We start from the raw sequence: 17,424 nt of genomic DNA, 5'->3' as shown, positions 1-17,424 counted from the left end.
TCGGGGCCATGCGCGTTGGCGTAACACAATCATCTTCAGGAGAATAAAATGCTGGAAATCAAAGGCCTAGAGGTCAAACTGGAAGAAGAAGACAAGCAGATCCTGAAAGGCGTGGACCTGTCGATCGCACCGGGAACCGTGCATGCGATCATGGGGCCGAACGGGTCCGGCAAATCGACCTTGTCCTATGTGCTCTCGGGCAAGGACGGTTATGAGGTCACCGGTGGATCCGCCACGCTGGACGGCGAAGACCTGCTGGATATGGAGCCCGAAGAGCGCGCGGCCTTGGGCCTGTTTCTTGCGTTCCAGTACCCTGTGGAAATTCCGGGTGTCGGCAACATGACTTTCCTGCGCACCGCTGTGAACGCACAGCGCAAGGCGCGCGGCGAGGACGAATTGAGCGCCGCCGATTTCCTCAAAGAGGTGCGCGAAAAAGCCAAAAGCCTGAAGATCGACGCAGAGATGCTGAAGCGTCCGGTGAACGTCGGATTCTCCGGTGGTGAGAAAAAGCGCAATGAAATCCTGCAGATGGCCATGCTTGAGCCCAAGATGTGCATTCTGGACGAGACTGATTCCGGTCTTGACGTTGATGCCATGAAGCTGGTTGCCGATGGCGTGAATGCGCTGCGCTCCGAAGGGCGGTCGTTCCTTGTGATCACTCACTATCAGCGTCTGCTGGACCACATTAAGCCAGATATCGTGCATATCATGGCGAATGGCCGGATCATCAAATCCGGTGGCCCCGAGCTTGCGCTTGAGGTCGAAAACAACGGTTATGCTGATATCTTGTCCGAGGTGGCCTAATGGCACTGGCACAGTTGAAAATTGATACAACAGAGGCGCGTTTGGCCGATGCCGATGTGCCGCAAGGGGCTGCGTGGGGCAATGCCGCGCGGGCAGACGCTTTGGTGCGCGTGCGCCAGATGGGTCTGCCGACTAAGCGTGATGAATACTGGAAATATACCGATCCGACATCTTTGACTGCGGTAGATGCGCCAGAGGCCGCGCTCTTTGCCAGCGATGAAGCGCCGCTTTTTGACACAGTAGACCGTGTAAAGGTCGTTTTTGTGGACGGTGTGTTCGATGCGGATGCGTCTGACGATCTGGAGGCGACAGGCCTTGAGATCGAACGCCTCTCTGATGCCATGGCGACGGATATCCACTGGGCCAAGGACATCTATGGTGTGCTGGAAGCGCGCGGTCAGAAACCTGTGGCGCGGCCTTTGGCGACACTGAACACGGCCCTTGCCACCGATGGCGTCGTGATTCGTGTCACCGGCAAGGCCACAAAGCCCGTGAACTTTATTTACCTGCACAATGATACCACCTCTGACGCGATCCTGCACAATGTGGTAAAGGTTGAAGCGGGGGCCGAGATGACCTTGCTGGAAACCGGGCCCGCTGCGGCGCGGTTTTCTAAGCTGTTGGAAGTCGACGTTGCTGATGGCGGCAAGTTCAACCACGTCCGTGCCCAAGGGCGCGATCATGAACGCCGTGCTGTAACCCATTGTTTTGCAAGGATTGCTGCGGAATCGACTTTCAAGTCCTTCACGCTCACCTTCAACGGGGTGCTGACACGCAACGAATGTGTGCTTGAGATTGCCGGTGACGATGCTGTCGCCCATGTGGCGGGTGTCTGTGTCGGTGACGGCAAGGATTTCCATCACGACGACACCGTGTTCATCACCCATGACGCGCTGAATGGCGAAAGCCGTCAGGTGTTCAAAAAGGTGCTGCGCAATGGTGCTACGGGCGTCTTTCAGGGTAAGATTCTGGTTAAGGAAGGCGCGCAAAAGACCGATGGCTACCAGATCAGCCAGTCGCTTTTGCTTGATGATGACAGCCAGTTTCTTGCCAAGCCCGAGCTTGAGATTTACGCCGATGACGTGGCCTGTTCGCACGGCTCCACCTCGGGTGCGATTGATGAAACAGCTTTGTTTTATCTGCGCTCGCGCGGTGTACCGCATGACGAGGCACGCAATCTGTTGACCTTGTCCTTTTTGGCTGAGGCGCTGGAAGAAATCGAGGACGAGACTTTGGCGGAAGATTTGCGCGACCGGCTTGAAGGCTGGCTGGCGCGGCATCGGTAATGCCTGTCACAAACGACATCATGCGGACGTGGCGCAGGCCGCGCGCTGTTATGCGTGATCTGCTTGCTCAAGGGCCGCGCGAAGACAGGGCGATCATGTATCTGATGGTCAGCTGTTTTTTGATCTTTGTCGCGCAATGGCCCCGTTTGCGTCGGGTGGCGGAAGGATTTGAACCCTCTCCGTTTCCGCCTGATATGAACTTTGAAGGCATGATGACCTATACATTCTTCGGATCGGTCATCATCTTGCCTTTGGTCATGTACGGGATCGCGGCACTGTCACATCTTGTCGCAAAAGTGCTGGGCGGGCAGGGCACTTGGTTCGGGGCGCGGTTGGCCCTGTTCTGGACCTTGCTGGCGACCACGCCCATGTTCTTGTTCTACGGTCTGGTGCGCGGCCTGATTGGCCACGGCACACAGGCGGTTCTTGTGGGTGCGATCGGTGCACTTGCCTTTGTTTTTATCTGGGTACAATGCTTGCGCGAGGCGGAAAGCCATTCATGACAATTGATTTTCAAACCTGGATGCGGGCGGTCTGGACCAGCATTGTGGAACCGACGGAGAGCGCACGTAAAGCGCTTGCAATGGATATTCCTGCGCAGGCGCTTTGGACAGGGCTGGCGCTTGTCGCAGTGCTGAACGTGATGCTTGTGGCGCTGTTGCAGGTGATATCGCCCATGCCACAAGCGATGCAGGAGCAAGGGTTCGCGCTGTCGCCCTTTGGTTTCTTCGGGATTATCGGCATCTTTTTCGTGCTGTTTGTTTACGGCATTTTCTATGCGGGCCGGATGATCGGTGGCCAAGGCACCTTGCAAGCCACCTTGACGATCGTGGTCTGGTTTCAGGCGGTCAGTCTGACGCTTGAGGGGATGCAGTTTGTGCTTGTGCTGATCAGCCCCGCGATCGGGTCGATCTTCGGGCTGTTGACGCTTGGTGCTTTGATCTGGTGTTTTATGAATTTTATCAACGTCTTGCACGGTTTTAATAATCTCGGCAAAGCCTTGGGTGCGATTGTTCTGGCCCTGATTGGTACGGCACTCGTCTCCGGCATCATTTTGGCTGTTCTGGGCGCAAGTCCGACAGGAGGTATGGCATGAGCTATGACATCAATAAAATCCGGTCCGATTTTCCGATCCTGTCGCGTGAGGTGAACAAAAAGCCTCTGGTCTATCTCGACAATGGCGCATCGGCCCAGAAACCACAGGTCGTGATTGATGCGGTCACCCGTGCCTATGCCGAGGAATACGCCAATGTGCACCGCGGTTTGCATTACCTCAGCAACCTGTCGACCGAACGCTATGAAGGCGTGCGCGGGATTATCGCGCGCTTTTTGAACGCGCCCTCCGAGGATGACATCATCATCAATTCCGGCACGACCGAGGGTATCAATATGGTGGCCTACGGGTGGGCCATGCCGCATCTGCAGGCGGGTGATGAAATCGTGCTTTCGATCATGGAGCACCACGCCAATATCGTGCCGTGGCATTTCCTGCGCGAACGGCAGGGCGTGGTGATCAAATGGGTCGATGTGGATGCCAACGGCGATCTGGACCCGCAGAAAGTGATTGATGCGATCGGCCCCAAGACCAAGCTGGTGGCGATTACCCATATGTCCAACGTGTTGGGCACCGTCGTTGACGTCAAAACCATCACCGCCGCAGCCCACGCCAAAGGCGTGCCTGTGCTGGTCGATGGCAGTCAGGCCGCCGTGCATATGCCGGTGGATGTGTCGGATATCGGGTGCGATTTCTATGCGGTGACGGGGCACAAACTCTACGGTCCGTCGGGGTCGGGTGCGATCTATGTGCGCAAGGAGCGTATGGCCGAAATGCGCCCCTTCATGGGCGGTGGCGACATGATCCGCGATGTGACCCGCGATACGGTCACATGGAATGACCCGCCGATGAAGTTTGAAGCAGGCACGCCGGGGATTGTGCAGACAATCGGCCTTGGTGTGGCGCTGGAATACATGATGGATGTCGGCATGGAGGCGATTGCCGCCCATGAACGTGGTTTGCGCGACTATGCCCGCGACCGTCTGGGCGGGTTGAACTGGCTCAGCGTGCAGGGGCAGTCCGCGACCAAGGGGGCTATTTTCTCGTTCACGCTGGAAGGGGCGGCGCATGCGCATGACATCTCGACCGTGTTGGACAAAAAAGGTGTCGCTGTGCGTGCCGGCACCCATTGTGCGATGCCATTGATGGAACATATGGGCGTGGGGGCCACCTGCCGTGCATCCTTTGGCATGTATAACACCACCGACGAGGTGGATGTGTTGATCGACGCGCTGGAACTTTGCCACGATCTTTTTGCGTAAGTTCAATCATAGGCGTTGCGACAGATATTGTGCGCCGCTATAGAACCCTCAGGCACCCGTAGCTCAGCTGGATAGAGCGCTGCCCTCCGAAGGCAGAGGCCAGAGGTTCGAATCCTCTCGGGTGCGCCAATTTTTATAGACCAAGAGCCTGAAGCTTTACCGCCTGCCGCGCAGCTAAGGCATCGACTTCGGCCTTTGTGGCGGCACTCAGAACACCGCCCGGTTTGCGCAGCGTGTCATGCGCAATGACTCCGCGCTGCGCCAGCGTATATTTTCGGATCGCCAGCCCCAGACCCGGTTGCGCCTCATAACGCACCATCGGCATATAGGCGTCAAAGATATCGCGTGCGTGTTCGATATTCCCCGCGTTATGGGCGGCAATCACCTGCGCCATCATTTCGGGATAGGCAAAACCAGTCATGGCCCCGTCTGCCCCGCGCAGCATTTCTTCCAGCAGGTAGAGCCCGCCATTGCCGCACAGGATCGAGATTCGCCGCGCGCCTGCGTCTGATGCGCGGCGCAGGGCGCTGATCTTTTCCAGCCCCGGCCAGTCCTCGTGTTTCAGCATCACGCAGGTCGGACAGTCCGCAACCACTTGCAGGATGACTTTGGTGGGGATCACAACATTGGTGACAAGCGGAAAGTCCTGCAACACGAAAGGTGCATCCCCCAAGGTCTCGGCCGTGTTGTGATAATAGGTCAGGATCTGGTCGTCAGTCTTAAGATTGCCGGGGGGTGCCACCATCACGCCGGCGGCGCCAAGATCCATCGCCGCATCAGACAGCGTTTTCATAGCGGCAAACCCCGGTGCCGAAACGCCAACGACAATGGGCACAGTGCTGCGCGCTGTGACACGTTTGACCACGGCAATTGATTCCGCGGCCGAGAGTTTTCCCGCTTCGCCCATCATGCCCAGAATGGTCAGCCCCGTCGCACCTTGTGCGATGTAGAAATCAACCATCCGGTCCACGCTGTCCCAATCCAATGCGCCATCCGGCTTGAAAGGGGTCACTGCAATGGTGAAGACACCTTTGGCGGTTTCATCAAGCATGTGAATTTCCTTTGTGGCTAAGTTGCAGGGCGATCTGGCCAAGCACCATTGCGGCGGCGGCCTGACAGGGTTCGACCACGGGCAGGCCGGTTTCGTGTTCAAGGGTGGCGCGGTATTGCGCCATGCCCGCGCACCCCATGATCAGCACATTCGCCCCGTCCTCATCGCGCAGCCGTTTGCCAGTGGCGATCATGGCCGCAAGGCTCTTGTCCGGATCAGCGAGGTCGGCCACCCCGAGGCCAAGGGCGCGGTCGCCGGCCAGCCGGTCAAGCACACCCATCGCGCCAAAGGCGCGCAAGTGGCGCGGGATCGAGGCGGACAGGATTGCGATGACGCCAAAGCGCTGCCCGAGGGTTAGCGCGGTCATCACGGCGGCCTCCTGGATACCCGCGACGGGCAGGCCGGTTTGATCGCGCAGTGCATGCAGCCCCGGATCGCCGAAACAGGCGATCACATAGCCCGCCGCATCGGTTTGTGCTGCCGCAAGTGCCAGCATCGGGGCGATGGTCAGATCGGCCTGCCGTTGGTTTTCGATGCCGGGTGGGCCATCGGCGAGTGTCAGACAACGGATCGGGGTGCCGAATTGACGCAGCGGATCAAGTGCGCGTTTGATCCCGTCCGTGACGGTCTGGGAGGAATTGGGATTGATCACAATCAAGGTTTTACTGGTCATGCACCCTCACGCGTGGCGGACTGGATTTCGATTTGATAGCCCTCGGGGTCGTTGAAAACAAAAGCGCAGATGCCCAAGGCATCATTGACAAAGAGCTTGGACAGGTTGGCAAGATCTTCCTCTTGCGCGTAGGCATACCACGCATCCACATCGGGCACACGGATGCAAAGCTGTACGGGTTTGACCGCCTGCCATTTGTTCATGCCACGGCTTTCATCGACCAGCCCCACATGCGCGCCCGCGCAGATCCGGTAGATTTTGCACCATCCCTGATCAATGGCGAGCGGCAGCCCGAGAATATCTTCGTAGAACGCCATCGCGGTGGGCAGGTCGCGGTAATAGAGAAAGGTGATGGCAAGCGTGTTCGGGGCGTTGGGACGGGGCATGCGTGATCCTCAGCTTTGGGGGGCAGTTGGCGTGACAGCAAGCGTGGGGCGGTCTATCTTGCGGCCCGTGCCGGGCGTTGTGGTCAGGGCACCGTCTGTCACAATCCGCTTGCCTCGCAGCCAGACATCCGTGGGCCAACCTGTGACGGTGCGGCCCACCCACGGATTGTAGCCCACGTTGTCATGCAGGTCGTTCGCGCCGTAGGTGACCGTCTTTTCAGGGTCCCACAGGGTGATATCGGCGTGCATGCCGACAGCCAAAGCCCCCTTTTGCGGCAGGCCATAGATTTCGGCAGCGGCGGTGGCGGTAAGGCGGGCAAAGGCCGCGGGCCCGCCACGGCCCTGGCTGACCATCGCGTCGAACATCAGTGGCAGGCGGGTTTCCAGCCCGGGAAGCCCATTTGCGATTTCGTGGAACCCTGCGTCAGGTCCGGCCGAGAGTTTGCCGCTTTCGTCAAAACGGTAAGGCGCGTGGTCGGAAGAGACGATTTGCAGATCACCCTCTAGAAGAGCGGACCAGAGCGCCTCTTGATCCGCGACCTGTCGCTGCGGGGGAGAGCACATCCATTTTCCGCCCTCCAATCCGGGCTGGCGCAGGATGTCCTCGGTCATGAACAGGTAATGGGGGCAGGTCTCGGCCCAGACCGGCGCACCGCGTGCGCGGGCGCTGCTGACGGCGGCGGCACCCTCAGTGGTGGAGATGTGAAAGAGCATCACCGGCTGCCCCAGATATTCGGCAAAGCGGCAGATGCGTTCCACCGCCTCGATCTCGGCCATGCGCGGATGCGAGGCTGCGTGGAAATGGGGGGCGGTCTTGCCTGCAGCGATCAGCGCGGATTTGGCCTGTGCGATGATGGCATCGGTTTCGGCATGAACACAGACCAATGCACCATGTGCGCGGGCTTGCGTCATCACGGACAGGATCTGCGCATCCGACAGCTGGATGTTGTATGTGGTAAAGACCTTGATGGACCGGTTGCCGCCGCTGACAAGCGCCGCCAGATCATCGGCGAAATCGGGAACGACCGTGTCGGTGACTGTCATGTGAAATGCATAGTCGATCATTGCACCACGTTCGGCGCGGGCGCTGTAATCGGCGACGGTCTGGGCCAGCCGCTCGCCTTTGGCCTGCGCCGCGAAAGAGATCACGCTTGTGGTGCCGCCAAGGGCCGCAGACCTTGTGGCGGTCTCGAAGGTGTCGGCGTTCATCACACCCATGCCGGACATCTGTTCGATATGCGCATGCGGGTCGATGCCCCCGGGCATGACGTATTTTCCCGCCGCGTTCATGGTCGTTTTCGCAGGACCGAGCTGTGTACCGATCGCCGCGATATTTTCCCCGCGCACAGCAAGATCACCTGCCACCACACCGGCCGGTGTCACGATCCGGCCGCCTGTGATCAGTAAATCGAACGGGTCGGACATGGGGCGGCTCCTTGCGGCGTGTTGGGTGCATGTTGCCCTTCACACCGCCGTTTCCGCAAGTCCCTTAGTCGCTATTCCCGGTCTTGGTATGCCGGTGTTTGAGATCACGCACAGAGGCGCGCCCGATCATATGTGCGCCAATCGGCGACGTGAGCATCAGGAACAGGATCGTCGCGACAACTCGGGCGGTGATCTCGGTTTCGGCCAGATAGATCGCACCGCCGATCAGGATCAGACTACTGCCAAGGATACCGGCCTTCGTCGAGGCGTGCATGCGGGTCAGCACATCGGGCAGGCGCAGGACGCCGATTGCGGCGACAAGGGCAAAGAAACCGCCCAAAAGCAGAAAGATACCGATGATGACGTTAACCATTGGTGCTGTCCTCTTCACGGGCGTCGCGACGTTCGGCGAAACGGGCAAGTGCGACGGTGGCAAGAAAACCAACCAGCGCAAGCACAAGCGCGACATCAAGCAAGGCAGGCTCACCGGTTCCGACGACAACCACACCACAGACGGCGATGATCGATACCGTCATCATATCAAGCGCCACCACGCGGTCGGCGAGGGTGGGGCCTTTGGCAAGACGGATAAAAGCGATGGCGAGCGACAGCATCACCATCAGAAAACTTGCGTAGATCGCGAGATCCAGAAATGCGGCGGATGTCATTCTTCGAATACCTCTTTGACCATACGTTCCATGCCATTCTTCAGGCTTGCGATCACCGCATCAGGGTCATCGGCAAACATTGCATGGACGATCAGTGTTTTGCGGTCGGGCGTCACATCAAGCGACAGCGTACCGGGGGTAAGTGATATCAGGTTAGTCACCAGCAGAATCTCGATGTCGGATTTCACATCCAGCGGCATCTCGAGAATCTTGGGGTTGCTGTAATCGGTCGGTGTGATCACGTCATAGGCGACACGGAAACTAGAGACGCAGAGATCATAGAGGAAATACAGCACCAGCCGCACGATACGGTAGGCGCGCAGGTAATATCCGCTTGGCCCGCCAAAGAGCGGCTGCGCGATCCACAGCGTCACAAAGCCCACGATAAAGCCCGTCACCAGCTGGAACGAGGTCAGGCTGCCCCAGAGTGACGCCCAGATCACCGCCAGCAGCAGGTTGAGAAGAAACAGGTTCATCGCATGTCTCCCAACACGGTGGTGATATAGGCGGTCGGATCAAGCAGTTGGGCTGTTGTGCGCTCGGCAAACTGGACGAAGGGTTCGGGGTTGAGCCCGATAAAGATAGTCAGTGCGGCAAGGCCTGCGACCGGGATCAGTTGCGGCCATTTGTGCTCAAGGTTCTTCAGCTCGGGCTGGATTCCGTCGGGATGGTTCTTCCAAAAGGCCTCGGCCCAGATTTTTGTCATCGAATAGATCGTCATCAGACCTACCGCCAGCGCGATAAAGGCGACAAACCACATTTCGATATCAAGGGTTGCCTTAACGATAATGTATTTCGCCCAGAACCCTGACAGCGGGGGAAAACCCGCCAGCGAAAATGCGGGGATCAGGAACAGGATCGCAAGCAGTGGCGCGGATTTATAGAGACCACCGATCTGGTAAACCTCGGTGCCGCCGGTCAGGCGTTTGGCAATACCCGCGATCAGGAACAGGTTCGCTTTCACGATGATATGGTGCACCAGATAGAAGACAGCGCCGACCAGTGCCAGCGGCGTCATCAACGCCAGCCCGAGGATCATATAGCCGATCTGGCTGATGATATGAAACGACAGGATCTTGCGGAAATCCGATTGCGCCGCAGCCCCCAGAACGCCGATCACCATGGTCAGACAGGCGACCCACAACAGGACCGTGTGCGTAAAGCCGATGTCGTGGTCAAAGACCAGCGTGAACATCCGGATCAGCGCATAGACCCCGACCTTGGTCAGCAGGCCCGCGAAGACCGCCGAAACCGAAAAGCTGGGCGTGTGATAGGCAGCAGGCAGCCAGAAGAAGAGCGGAAACACCGCTGCTTTGACGCCGAAGGCCACCATGAACATCATCGCGACAACGGTCAGCAGGCCTTGATTTTCAACGCCTTCGACCTTCAGCGCAAGATCGGCAAAGTTCAATGTGCCGGTCATGCCATAGAGGAGGCCGATGCCGGTCAGGAACAGGATCGTCGAAATCAGGTTCAAGGCCACGTATTTCACGCCGCCGTCGATCTGCTCTTTGCCGCCGTTCAGGATCAGCAGGCCGAAGGAGGCGATCAACATCACCTCGAACCAGACATAAAGGTTGAAAAGATCGCCTGTCATAAAGGCGCCTGTTACACCCGCGAGCAGCAGTTGGAACAGCGCATGATAGCCCAGTTTCGCCTGCCGCTCTGTGATGTCACCCAAGGCATAGATAGCGACGGCAAAGCCGGTGATGGCGGTGATCAGGACCATGACAGCAGACAGCAAGTCCGCCACCAGTGTGATCCCGAAAGGCGCGGGCCAATTGCCCATCTGCCCGGCAACGACGCCCGCGTCGAGCACGACAACCATCAGCGCGATAGAGGCCAAGAGCCCAAGCCCCGATCCGATGATCGACACCCACGCGCCAAGGGGATTGGCCCGCAGCAGATAGGCTACAATCGCCGTCAGGAACGGAATGGCGAGGGGAAGTGTCAGATACCAACTCATGAATGGGGTTCTTTTGGTTCGGCGACGCGCATCTCGTCGGTATTCAGGGTGCCAAGGCTTTGATAAGCGCGGAAGGCAAGGATGAGGGCAAAGGCGAAAAGGCCAAAGCCGATAACGATCGCAGTCAACACGAGTGCCTGGGGCAGGGCGTTGGCCACTACACCGGCAGGCGCATCCAGCCCGTCAGGCACCAGCGGCGGCGCACCTGGCGTCAGGCGGCCTGCGACAAAGATCGTCAGGTTGGCCGCGTTGGACAACAAGATCAGCCCGAAGAGGAACCGCAGCAGGTTCCGCGCAAGCATCAGATAAACCGCCGCCGCGACCAGAATGCCGATCAGGATCGAGAGAAGCTGTTCCATCAGACCGCCTCCTCCAATGCAAAGGTGATCGACAGGATCGCCCCCAAGACCACCAGATAAACCCCGATATCAAACACCAGCACGGTGGACAGTGGCAGGCCTTTTTCGGTCTCGGTCGCGCCGATAAAGAGCCATTGTCCGGTAAAGAGCGCATCACCCCAGAGCACGGCCATCAGACCCGCGACCAGCGCGATCCCAAGACCCGCACCCGCGATACTGCCCGGATCAAAACGCAGTGCCTTGCGAGCATCTGCCGTGCCACAGGCGATGGCATAGACGACAAAACCCGTGGCGGCGATCAGTCCGCCAATAAACCCGCCGCCCGGTGCGTTGTGCCCGCGCAGCAGCATATAGGCGGAAAACACCAAGAGCAGAACGACCTGCAGCCGCGCACCTGCGCGCAGAATGACGGAGTTCATGGCTTATCCTCCTCGGGCTTACTCTTGAGCAGGGCAAAGATGCTGATCGCGGCGATCAGAACGACCGCGATTTCGCCGAATGTATCCAGCGCGCGGAAATCCACGAGGATCACGTTGACGATGTTTTGCCCGAACGCCTGCGGATAGCTGGCGGTTTCAAAGAATGTGGTCAATTCGCGATCAATCGGACCTGTTGTGACCTTGAGCAGGATCACCGTCGTCACAAAGCCCAAGCCGACCGAAATGATCACATCAAGCCAGCGTTTGCGCAGCGGTTCTGGAGTCAGGCTTGGCAATTTCAGCGCGGCCGCAGCAAAAAGCACCACAACAAGGGTTTCGACCAGAAGCTGGGTAATTGCCACGTCTGGCGCGCTGTAAAGGATAAAGATCATTGCCATGCCGATGCCGACGACGCCAAGCCCTGCAATGGCGGTGATCCGCGAATTCGTGACCAGCACGAGGATCGATCCCAAAAGGACCAGCAAGAACACCAGCCAGTCCCAAAGCTGAACCTGCGGGACACCCAAGGCAGGAATGCCCGTGCTGCGGAAAAACAGCGTCACAGCCAGCACGGCAAGGGCGGTTCCGAAGGTTGCAACCATATAGTGATAAAGCACACCGGTCTGGATCACGCGGGTCAGGGCCTTGGACCCCGCTGCAATCCCCGCCATCAGCTTGTCCCAGCCATTATCAAATTTCGGGCTACGCTCGGTCAGATCAATCAGGATTGCCCGCAGTTTGAGTTTGTAGGCGTATATTGAGAAGCCCAGAACGAAGGTGGCGATACTGAGGAAGAGGGGCAGGTTGACGCCGGCCCAGAGTTTCAGTTCCTTTGCTGGCTCTGCATTGCCGACAATCGACGCGACGGTCGGGTTCACCAACATTGTGGCCAGTGTATCCGGGAAGATGCCGAAGAAAGCGCCAAGGAGGGCCAAGACGACGGGGCCGACCAGCATGGGCCATGGCGCTTCTTTGACGCCTGCAATCGGCGCGCCGGATTTGCTCCAGAAAGGGCGGAATGACACGATACCTGCAATCGCCACCATCAAGGCGCTGGCAATCAGGAAGGCACCCGCGACAAGGTACGGCTCGGAGGCCACAGCGATGGCACCGGCATATTTCAGTTCCTTACCGATAAAGCCAAGGAAAGGCGGGAAACCCGCCATGGATAGTGCGGCCACAGCGGCAGCGGCGGCTGTGACAGGCATGGCGCGCGCCATCCCGAACAGCTTGCCCGCCTCGCGCGTGCCGGTTTGGGCATCCAGAATACCAACCACGAGGAAAAGGGCCGCCTTGTAAAGGGAATGGACGATCAGGAATGTGGCTGCGGCGGTGATCGTGTAGCCGCTTTCATTGCCCAAAAGCAGCGTCAGCGCACCCAGCGCCATCAGCGTGGTATAGGCCAGCGCCAGCTTCAGATCGGTCTGCCGCAATGCCATGACAGAGGCAAAAACCATCGTGATCGCGCCTGCGATCGTCAGGGTCCAGAGCCAGAAATCGGTACCGGCAAGCGACGGGTGCGTGCGCGCCATCAGATAGACGCCCGCTTTCACCATCGTGGCCGAGTGCAGGTAGGCGCTGACGGGGGTTGGGGCGGCCATCGCGTTGGGCAGCCAGAAATGGAACGGCATCTGTGCAGATTTGGTAAAGGCACCGGCCAGAACCAAAAGAGTAATCGGCAGATACATGACACTTCCGGTCAACACGCCGGGCATGGCATTGATCTCGGACATCTCAAAGGTACCTGCGGTGGTGCCGATCAGGATGATCCCCGCCAGAAGCGCCAGACCACCCACACCTGTCATCATCAACGCCTGCAGCGCCGAACGGCGCGCCTTGACCGTGTCATGGCTAAAACCGATCAGCAGATAGGACGTGATCGTTGTCAATTCCCAAAAGACGAACAACGCCAACAGGTTGTCCGAAATCACCAGACCGATCATCGCCAACATGAAACTGGTCAGGTATAGCGAAAAACGCGCCTGATGCACGTGACCCGCCAGATAGCGGGCGGAATACAGCATCACCAAAGCACCGATGCCGGTAATCAGCAGTGCAAATGTCAGGCTGAGACCGTCAATATAAATGCTGACGTTGACGCCAAGGCTTGGCACCCATTCCCATACGAACCGCAGCGTGTCACCTGCCGCGATCACAGGCAACATCTGTGCGAACCAGACAAAGAGGCTGCCCGCAATCGCTACGGGCAAAAGGCCAGCGGGTGTTATCCAGCGGGAGGGCGTTGATGTATCCAATGTTTCTATCCGGTCAGTGATGTGCGCCGCTTGGGTGAACGTAGCTTTTCAAGTGTCAGAAGCAACTAGAGAGACAGCTGGATACTGCGGTGCCAAGGCCGCCTTCGCCCCGCGCACTGGCCCATCACATGTGATTTGAAATCGTTGCATGCTGTCTGCGTCCCGCAATGAAGTGCAATTTCGTGCAAGTCCTTGCGAGAGTGTCCCTTTTTGTCCCTAACTGCGACTGGATGTAGCAGCAAAAATAGTATAGTGAAGACAATGGGACGTTAAATTTTGATAGGAATTTCCTATCACGCGGGGGACAGATGATCAAATTGCCCAGTATGCTTCAAATGCGCTATCTGCTGGCGCTCTCCGAGACGCGGCACTTTCGCAAAGCGGCCGAAACCATGGGCATCAGCCAACCCTCACTCAGCCTTCAAATCGGCAATCTGGAAGAGCTTTTGGGCCTGCATCTTGTGGAGCGGGGGCGTGGACCTGTCACGCTCACGCCTGAGGGGCGCGAGGTCGTGGCGCGCGCCTCGCGTATTCTGCATGAGGTGCGCGGGATCATGGATCTGACGACGGCCTTTCAGACAGGGCTGACCGGTACGATCCGGCTTGGCACCACGCCGACAATCGGGCCTTATCTCATGCCGTTCGTGGTTGAACGGCTGCACGCGAAATATCCCGACTTGCGGCTTTATATCCGCGAGGTCGCACCGCGCGATCTGCGCGGCGAGCTTTTGGCGGGCAGTCTTGATGTCATTCTCACACAATTGCCTGAAGGCGGCGCGGATCTGACCACACAACGTCTGTTCCGTGAACCCTTGCTTCTGGCAATGCCGGATGACCATGCCTTGGCGGCGAAATCCGAAGTGACCGAAGCCGACCTGCTGGATCTGAACGTGCTCTCGCTGGGCCCGGACTATGCCATGCATGCCCAAATCGCCGCCCTGTGCCAGCAGCATGGGGGTGTGATCGCGCGCGATTATGAAGGCACGAGCCTTGATGCAATCCGGCAGATGGTCGGGATGGGGATGGGTGTGGCGCTGTTGCCACGGCTTTATGCGTGGTCCGAAATTGATAGCCGGTCCAGCAATGTTACTGTGCGTCCATTCCGGCGTAGTTCTGTGACGCGGTCTATTGGTCTGGTGTGGCGGCGGGGGGCGAACGCGGCGATGTTCGAGCGTCTATCGGATGTCATCCGCAGTGCGGCGCGTGCAAACCTGCAAACAGGGCAATCGCCGATTATTCTCGACTAGGGGGGGAGTTGGCCTAGCCGCGCCAGCTCCGGATTGGGCCGCAATCCATGTGCACAAAGTTTGATCCGTTATAGCGGCCCACGCCACCTGCACGGCATGCAATCGCGGCACTCGCCATCTGTGCCGGCGTGCGACTGGTCAGGCGCAAATCTGCGGCCTGGCCGCGCATATGCAGGGAATTTCGTGCAACGCCGCGCGTGTTTGAGCGCAACATCTGGTTTGTCTGGGGGGAGCGGTAGCCGGAAAGGAGAAGATAAGGTTCGCTGGTTTCCATCAAATTCAGCGCAGCTGCCATGATGTCGATTGTCCGCAAATCCATCTGCACCGCTTCGCCTGTCCGCCAGTCGCGCATGTGCATGTTAATTTCGCGGACCGCTTCGGCGATATATTCGCCTTCAATCCAGTAGATCGTGTCGAGCCGCTCGCCGGTACGCCCAGAATGCATTGCGATCCGGCGCACATCGCCTGCACCACGCAAGAAACCCGCCGCATTGGAATATGTCGGTGTCGCTGCTACGGCTGTTGCCGCGAATGCGCCCAGTAATCCGCGCCGGGTCAACCCAGAGGAGTTTGTCTTTTTCATGTGTTTCGCGCCTGTCCCGTCGCTCGACTTAATTGGCCAATCTTCTTAGTGGCTTGTGCCCACATCTCCCCAGATGTGCAGGTGGTATTGCACATTTCGAATCGATGACCAAGACCTGTTTAGGCATTTGTGCTTAACAAGTGGGAAATTGGCGAATTTTCGCGCATTTGTGGCTTTGAGGATTCAATGTCACACCGAGGGGCTGCAACGGTGCAACACTTTGCGATCGCGTGAAGGGCTCGCGCTTTTGTCAATAGACACAAATTCGGGTAGGGATATGCATAGTTCAGAGTACATTGTACAAAGTGCATTGTAAGTCATTGTTTTATTAAGGGACCGAACGCGATGTCTGCTGCCATTATGCCCCGGAACCGTTTGCGCGCTGTGTTGCCAACGATTTTTGCTGTCTTTGTTTTTCTCTTTTCTGCTCCTGTGGCGCAGGCGCAGGTCACGGAATTCCGGCAGGCCGTGGCCGAGGCGGCATCGAATGACCCCGATTTGCTCAGCTTTTACCGCGAGCGCGGATTTGACGGCATTTGGAGTGCGCGGGGTGACCGCAATCGCCGCAACGCTTTGCTTGCGGCCTTCAATAGCGCGGGGGATCACGGTCTGCCGAGCGACCGTTATGATGCGGCAGGTCTGATTGCCCAGCTTGAGGCCGCAGCGACCCCGCAAGAGCAGGGCCGTTTGGAAGTCGCGCTGTCGCGCCAGTTCCTCGACTATGCCCGTGATATCCAGACAGGTCTGCTGACACCGTCAAGCATTGATCCCGCGATCGTCCGGCAGGTGCCTTTGCGGTCGCGGCTGAGCACAATGCGGGCCTTCGCGCAATCCAACCCTGCCGCGTTTTTGCGGGCGCTGCCGCCAAGCGCACCTGAATATACACGTCTGATGTCCGAAAAGATGCGGATGGAACGTCTGTTGGCTGATGGCGGCTGGGGCCCCACGGTACCGGGCCAGAAATACGAGCGTGGCGATAGCGGCGCGGGTGTTGTCGCGCTGCGTAACCGTCTGATCGCGATGGGCTATCTGCCGCGCACGACGACCCAAACCTACGACGATGCAATCTTCGGCGCGATTACCCGCTTTCAGGAGGCCCATGGCCTTGCCATTGATGGCACCGCAGGTCCGGGCACACTTGCCGAGATCAACAAGCAGCCCGAAGAACGCCTGCGCTCCATCATCGTTGCGATGGAGCGTGAGCGCTGGATCAACCGCCCGCGTGGCGAGCGTTATATCTGGGTGAACATCACGGATTTCACCGCCAAGATATTCGACAACGGCGTCGAGACTTTCTCGACCCGTTCGGTCGTGGGCGCGCGTGACCGCGACCGCGTGACACCCGAGTTTTCGGATGTGATGGAATTTATGGTCATCAATCCAAGCTGGTACGTCCCGCGTTCCATCATCACCAAGGAATATCTGCCGCAGTTGCGGGCAAACCCCAATGCAGTGCGCAATCTGGTGATCACAGATCGCAATGGCCGTGTGGTTGACCGTAGCAGTGCTGATTTCAGCGGGTACACCGAAACAAATTTCCCCTATTCCATGCGCGAACCCCCAAGTCAGGGCAATGCCTTGGGGCTGGTGAAGTTCATGTTCCCGAACCGCTACAACATCTATCTGCATGACACCCCGTCCAAGAGCCTGTTTGGCCGCGAGGTGCGCGCCTATAGCCACGGGTGTGTGCGTCTGGCTGATCCGTTCGATTTTGCCTATGCCTTGCTTGCAAGGCAGGTGGGCAACCCCGAAGAGGTGTTTCAGGCGCATTTGCGCTCTGGTCGGGAACGGCGCGTTGATCTTGAGGCGCCCGTACCGGTCCACATTATCTACCGGACGGCCTTTGTGCCTGCGGACGGGCGTGTGCAATTCCGCCGCGATGTTTATGGCCGTGACGGGCGGATCTGGAACGCGCTTGCGCGGGAAGGGGTGGCTCTTCGCGCCGTTCGCGGGTAAATCTGGCCCCGGAATAATACGCCCGGGGGC

At 58.5% G+C, this 17,424-nt stretch carries 19 protein-coding genes and 1 tRNA gene; 8 read left to right on the top strand and 12 right to left on the bottom strand.

The window, feature by feature from the left end; genetic code table 11:
- Positions 1 to 48 precede the first annotated feature (48 nt).
- From sufC to B0B09_RS04505, 6 genes are all read left to right on the top strand, one after another.
- Positions 49 to 804, top strand: a complete 756-nt coding sequence (sufC, locus tag B0B09_RS04530; RefSeq protein ID WP_055292929.1) for a Fe-S cluster assembly ATPase SufC — start codon at positions 49 to 51, stop codon at positions 802 to 804.
- Complete coding sequence (locus tag B0B09_RS04525; protein ID WP_076658540.1) at positions 804 to 2,090, top strand: SufB/SufD family protein; 1,287 nt, start codon at positions 804 to 806, stop codon at positions 2,088 to 2,090. Before sufC ends, B0B09_RS04525 begins: the two co-directional genes overlap by 1 nt.
- Positions 2,090 to 2,593: a YIP1 family protein gene (locus B0B09_RS04520; protein WP_076658539.1), complete on the top strand. Its 504-nt coding sequence runs from the start codon at positions 2,090 to 2,092 to the stop codon at positions 2,591 to 2,593. The genes B0B09_RS04525 and B0B09_RS04520 overlap by 1 nt, the downstream gene beginning before the upstream one ends.
- Positions 2,590 to 3,186 carry a YIP1 family protein gene (locus B0B09_RS04515; protein ID WP_076658538.1) on the top strand — a complete coding sequence of 199 codons (597 nt, stop codon included), beginning with the start codon at positions 2,590 to 2,592 and terminating at the stop codon, positions 3,184 to 3,186. Before B0B09_RS04520 ends, B0B09_RS04515 begins: the two co-directional genes overlap by 4 nt.
- On the top strand, positions 3,183 to 4,406 hold the full coding sequence (locus tag B0B09_RS04510) for a cysteine desulfurase (RefSeq protein ID WP_076658537.1): 1,224 nt from the start codon (positions 3,183 to 3,185) through the stop codon (positions 4,404 to 4,406). The genes B0B09_RS04515 and B0B09_RS04510 overlap by 4 nt, the downstream gene beginning before the upstream one ends.
- A 52-nt stretch (positions 4,407 to 4,458) precedes the next feature.
- Positions 4,459 to 4,535: transfer RNA gene (locus B0B09_RS04505), tRNA-Arg, on the top strand.
- Positions 4,536 to 4,539: 4 nt separating this feature from the next.
- Here the strand turns inward: B0B09_RS04505 and B0B09_RS04500 are convergent.
- From B0B09_RS04500 to mbhE, 11 genes are all read right to left on the bottom strand, one after another.
- On the bottom strand, positions 4,540 to 5,457 hold the full coding sequence (locus B0B09_RS04500) for a dihydrodipicolinate synthase family protein (RefSeq protein ID WP_076658536.1): 918 nt from the start codon (positions 5,455 to 5,457) through the stop codon (positions 4,540 to 4,542).
- A complete protein-coding gene (locus B0B09_RS04495; protein ID WP_076658535.1) occupies positions 5,450 to 6,130 on the bottom strand; it encodes an aspartate/glutamate racemase family protein in 681 nt (226 codons plus the stop codon). Before B0B09_RS04495 ends, B0B09_RS04500 begins: the two co-directional genes overlap by 8 nt.
- Complete coding sequence (locus B0B09_RS04490) at positions 6,127 to 6,516, bottom strand: VOC family protein (RefSeq protein WP_076658534.1); 390 nt, start codon at positions 6,514 to 6,516, stop codon at positions 6,127 to 6,129. Before B0B09_RS04490 ends, B0B09_RS04495 begins: the two co-directional genes overlap by 4 nt.
- 9 nt (positions 6,517 to 6,525) lie before the next feature.
- Complete coding sequence (gene hydA, locus B0B09_RS04485; protein ID WP_076658533.1) at positions 6,526 to 7,941, bottom strand: dihydropyrimidinase; 1,416 nt, start codon at positions 7,939 to 7,941, stop codon at positions 6,526 to 6,528.
- Positions 7,942 to 8,005: 64 nt separating this feature from the next.
- Entirely contained in the window at positions 8,006 to 8,314 is a 309-nt protein-coding gene (gene mnhG / locus B0B09_RS04480; RefSeq protein ID WP_076658532.1) for a monovalent cation/H(+) antiporter subunit G, read from the bottom strand.
- Complete coding sequence (locus tag B0B09_RS04475; RefSeq protein ID WP_055292919.1) at positions 8,307 to 8,609, bottom strand: MrpF/PhaF family protein; 303 nt, start codon at positions 8,607 to 8,609, stop codon at positions 8,307 to 8,309. The genes mnhG and B0B09_RS04475 overlap by 8 nt, the downstream gene beginning before the upstream one ends.
- Positions 8,606 to 9,085, bottom strand: coding sequence for a Na+/H+ antiporter subunit E (locus B0B09_RS04470; protein WP_055292918.1), 480 nt, complete (start codon positions 9,083 to 9,085; stop codon positions 8,606 to 8,608). Before B0B09_RS04470 ends, B0B09_RS04475 begins: the two co-directional genes overlap by 4 nt.
- Positions 9,082 to 10,575, bottom strand: a complete 1,494-nt coding sequence (locus tag B0B09_RS04465; RefSeq protein WP_076658531.1) for a Na+/H+ antiporter subunit D — start codon at positions 10,573 to 10,575, stop codon at positions 9,082 to 9,084. The genes B0B09_RS04470 and B0B09_RS04465 overlap by 4 nt, the downstream gene beginning before the upstream one ends.
- On the bottom strand, positions 10,572 to 10,934 hold the full coding sequence (locus tag B0B09_RS04460; protein WP_076658530.1) for a Na+/H+ antiporter subunit C: 363 nt from the start codon (positions 10,932 to 10,934) through the stop codon (positions 10,572 to 10,574). The genes B0B09_RS04465 and B0B09_RS04460 overlap by 4 nt, the downstream gene beginning before the upstream one ends.
- Positions 10,934 to 11,353, bottom strand: a complete 420-nt coding sequence (locus B0B09_RS04455; protein WP_076658529.1) for a Na+/H+ antiporter subunit B — start codon at positions 11,351 to 11,353, stop codon at positions 10,934 to 10,936. The genes B0B09_RS04460 and B0B09_RS04455 overlap by 1 nt, the downstream gene beginning before the upstream one ends.
- Entirely contained in the window at positions 11,350 to 13,608 is a 2,259-nt protein-coding gene (gene mbhE, locus B0B09_RS04450; RefSeq protein WP_242654341.1) for a hydrogen gas-evolving membrane-bound hydrogenase subunit E, read from the bottom strand. The genes B0B09_RS04455 and mbhE overlap by 4 nt, the downstream gene beginning before the upstream one ends.
- 308 nt (positions 13,609 to 13,916) lie before the next feature.
- On the opposite strand from mbhE, the gene B0B09_RS04445 reads away from it, so the two are divergent.
- The gene (locus tag B0B09_RS04445; protein ID WP_076658528.1) at positions 13,917 to 14,855 is read left to right on the top strand and encodes a hydrogen peroxide-inducible genes activator; all 939 of its coding nucleotides are present in this window, start codon (positions 13,917 to 13,919) and stop codon (positions 14,853 to 14,855) included.
- A gap of 13 nt (positions 14,856 to 14,868) precedes the next feature.
- Here the strand turns inward: B0B09_RS04445 and mepK are convergent, their stop codons facing one another.
- Positions 14,869 to 15,438 carry a peptidoglycan L,D-endopeptidase MepK gene (gene mepK / locus B0B09_RS04440; protein WP_076658527.1) on the bottom strand — a complete coding sequence of 190 codons (570 nt, stop codon included), beginning with the start codon at positions 15,436 to 15,438 and terminating at the stop codon, positions 14,869 to 14,871.
- 345 nt (positions 15,439 to 15,783) lie between these two features.
- Here mepK and B0B09_RS04435 point away from each other — a divergent pair, with 345 nt between their 5' ends.
- The gene (locus tag B0B09_RS04435; protein WP_076658526.1) at positions 15,784 to 17,394 is read left to right on the top strand and encodes a L,D-transpeptidase family protein; all 1,611 of its coding nucleotides are present in this window, start codon (positions 15,784 to 15,786) and stop codon (positions 17,392 to 17,394) included.
- Positions 17,395 to 17,424 lie beyond the last annotated feature (30 nt).

The organism is Yoonia rosea, from assembly GCF_900156505.1.
Classification (GTDB): Bacteria; Pseudomonadota; Alphaproteobacteria; order Rhodobacterales; family Rhodobacteraceae; genus Yoonia; species Yoonia rosea.
Note: the sequence above shows the minus strand (reverse complement) of the source record. Positions and strands in the feature narration are given on the sequence as shown.

What these genes read in the sequence shown, in the direction of transcription:
- sufC (WP_055292929.1), top strand. Translation starts at nt 49, where the DNA reads ATGCTGGAAATCAAAGGCCTAGAGGTCAAACTGGAAGAAGAAGACAAG.
- B0B09_RS04525 (WP_076658540.1), top strand. Translation starts at nt 804, where the DNA reads ATGGCACTGGCACAGTTGAAAATTGATACAACAGAGGCGCGTTTGGCC.
- B0B09_RS04520 (WP_076658539.1), top strand. Translation starts at nt 2,090, where the DNA reads ATGCCTGTCACAAACGACATCATGCGGACGTGGCGCAGGCCGCGCGCT.
- B0B09_RS04515 (WP_076658538.1), top strand. Translation starts at nt 2,590, where the DNA reads ATGACAATTGATTTTCAAACCTGGATGCGGGCGGTCTGGACCAGCATT.
- B0B09_RS04510 (WP_076658537.1), top strand. Translation starts at nt 3,183, where the DNA reads ATGAGCTATGACATCAATAAAATCCGGTCCGATTTTCCGATCCTGTCG.
- B0B09_RS04500 (WP_076658536.1), bottom strand. Translation starts at nt 5,457, where the DNA reads ATGCTTGATGAAACCGCCAAAGGTGTCTTCACCATTGCAGTGACCCCT.
- B0B09_RS04495 (WP_076658535.1), bottom strand. Translation starts at nt 6,130, where the DNA reads ATGACCAGTAAAACCTTGATTGTGATCAATCCCAATTCCTCCCAGACC.
- B0B09_RS04490 (WP_076658534.1), bottom strand. Translation starts at nt 6,516, where the DNA reads ATGCCCCGTCCCAACGCCCCGAACACGCTTGCCATCACCTTTCTCTAT.
- hydA (WP_076658533.1), bottom strand. Translation starts at nt 7,941, where the DNA reads ATGTCCGACCCGTTCGATTTACTGATCACAGGCGGCCGGATCGTGACA.
- mnhG (WP_076658532.1), bottom strand. Translation starts at nt 8,314, where the DNA reads ATGGTTAACGTCATCATCGGTATCTTTCTGCTTTTGGGCGGTTTCTTT.
- B0B09_RS04475 (WP_055292919.1), bottom strand. Translation starts at nt 8,609, where the DNA reads ATGACATCCGCCGCATTTCTGGATCTCGCGATCTACGCAAGTTTTCTG.
- B0B09_RS04470 (WP_055292918.1), bottom strand. Translation starts at nt 9,085, where the DNA reads ATGAACCTGTTTCTTCTCAACCTGCTGCTGGCGGTGATCTGGGCGTCA.
- B0B09_RS04465 (WP_076658531.1), bottom strand. Translation starts at nt 10,575, where the DNA reads ATGAGTTGGTATCTGACACTTCCCCTCGCCATTCCGTTCCTGACGGCG.
- B0B09_RS04460 (WP_076658530.1), bottom strand. Translation starts at nt 10,934, where the DNA reads ATGGAACAGCTTCTCTCGATCCTGATCGGCATTCTGGTCGCGGCGGCG.
- B0B09_RS04455 (WP_076658529.1), bottom strand. Translation starts at nt 11,353, where the DNA reads ATGAACTCCGTCATTCTGCGCGCAGGTGCGCGGCTGCAGGTCGTTCTG.
- B0B09_RS04445 (WP_076658528.1), top strand. Translation starts at nt 13,917, where the DNA reads ATGATCAAATTGCCCAGTATGCTTCAAATGCGCTATCTGCTGGCGCTC.
- mepK (WP_076658527.1), bottom strand. Translation starts at nt 15,438, where the DNA reads ATGAAAAAGACAAACTCCTCTGGGTTGACCCGGCGCGGATTACTGGGC.
- B0B09_RS04435 (WP_076658526.1), top strand. Translation starts at nt 15,784, where the DNA reads ATGTCTGCTGCCATTATGCCCCGGAACCGTTTGCGCGCTGTGTTGCCA.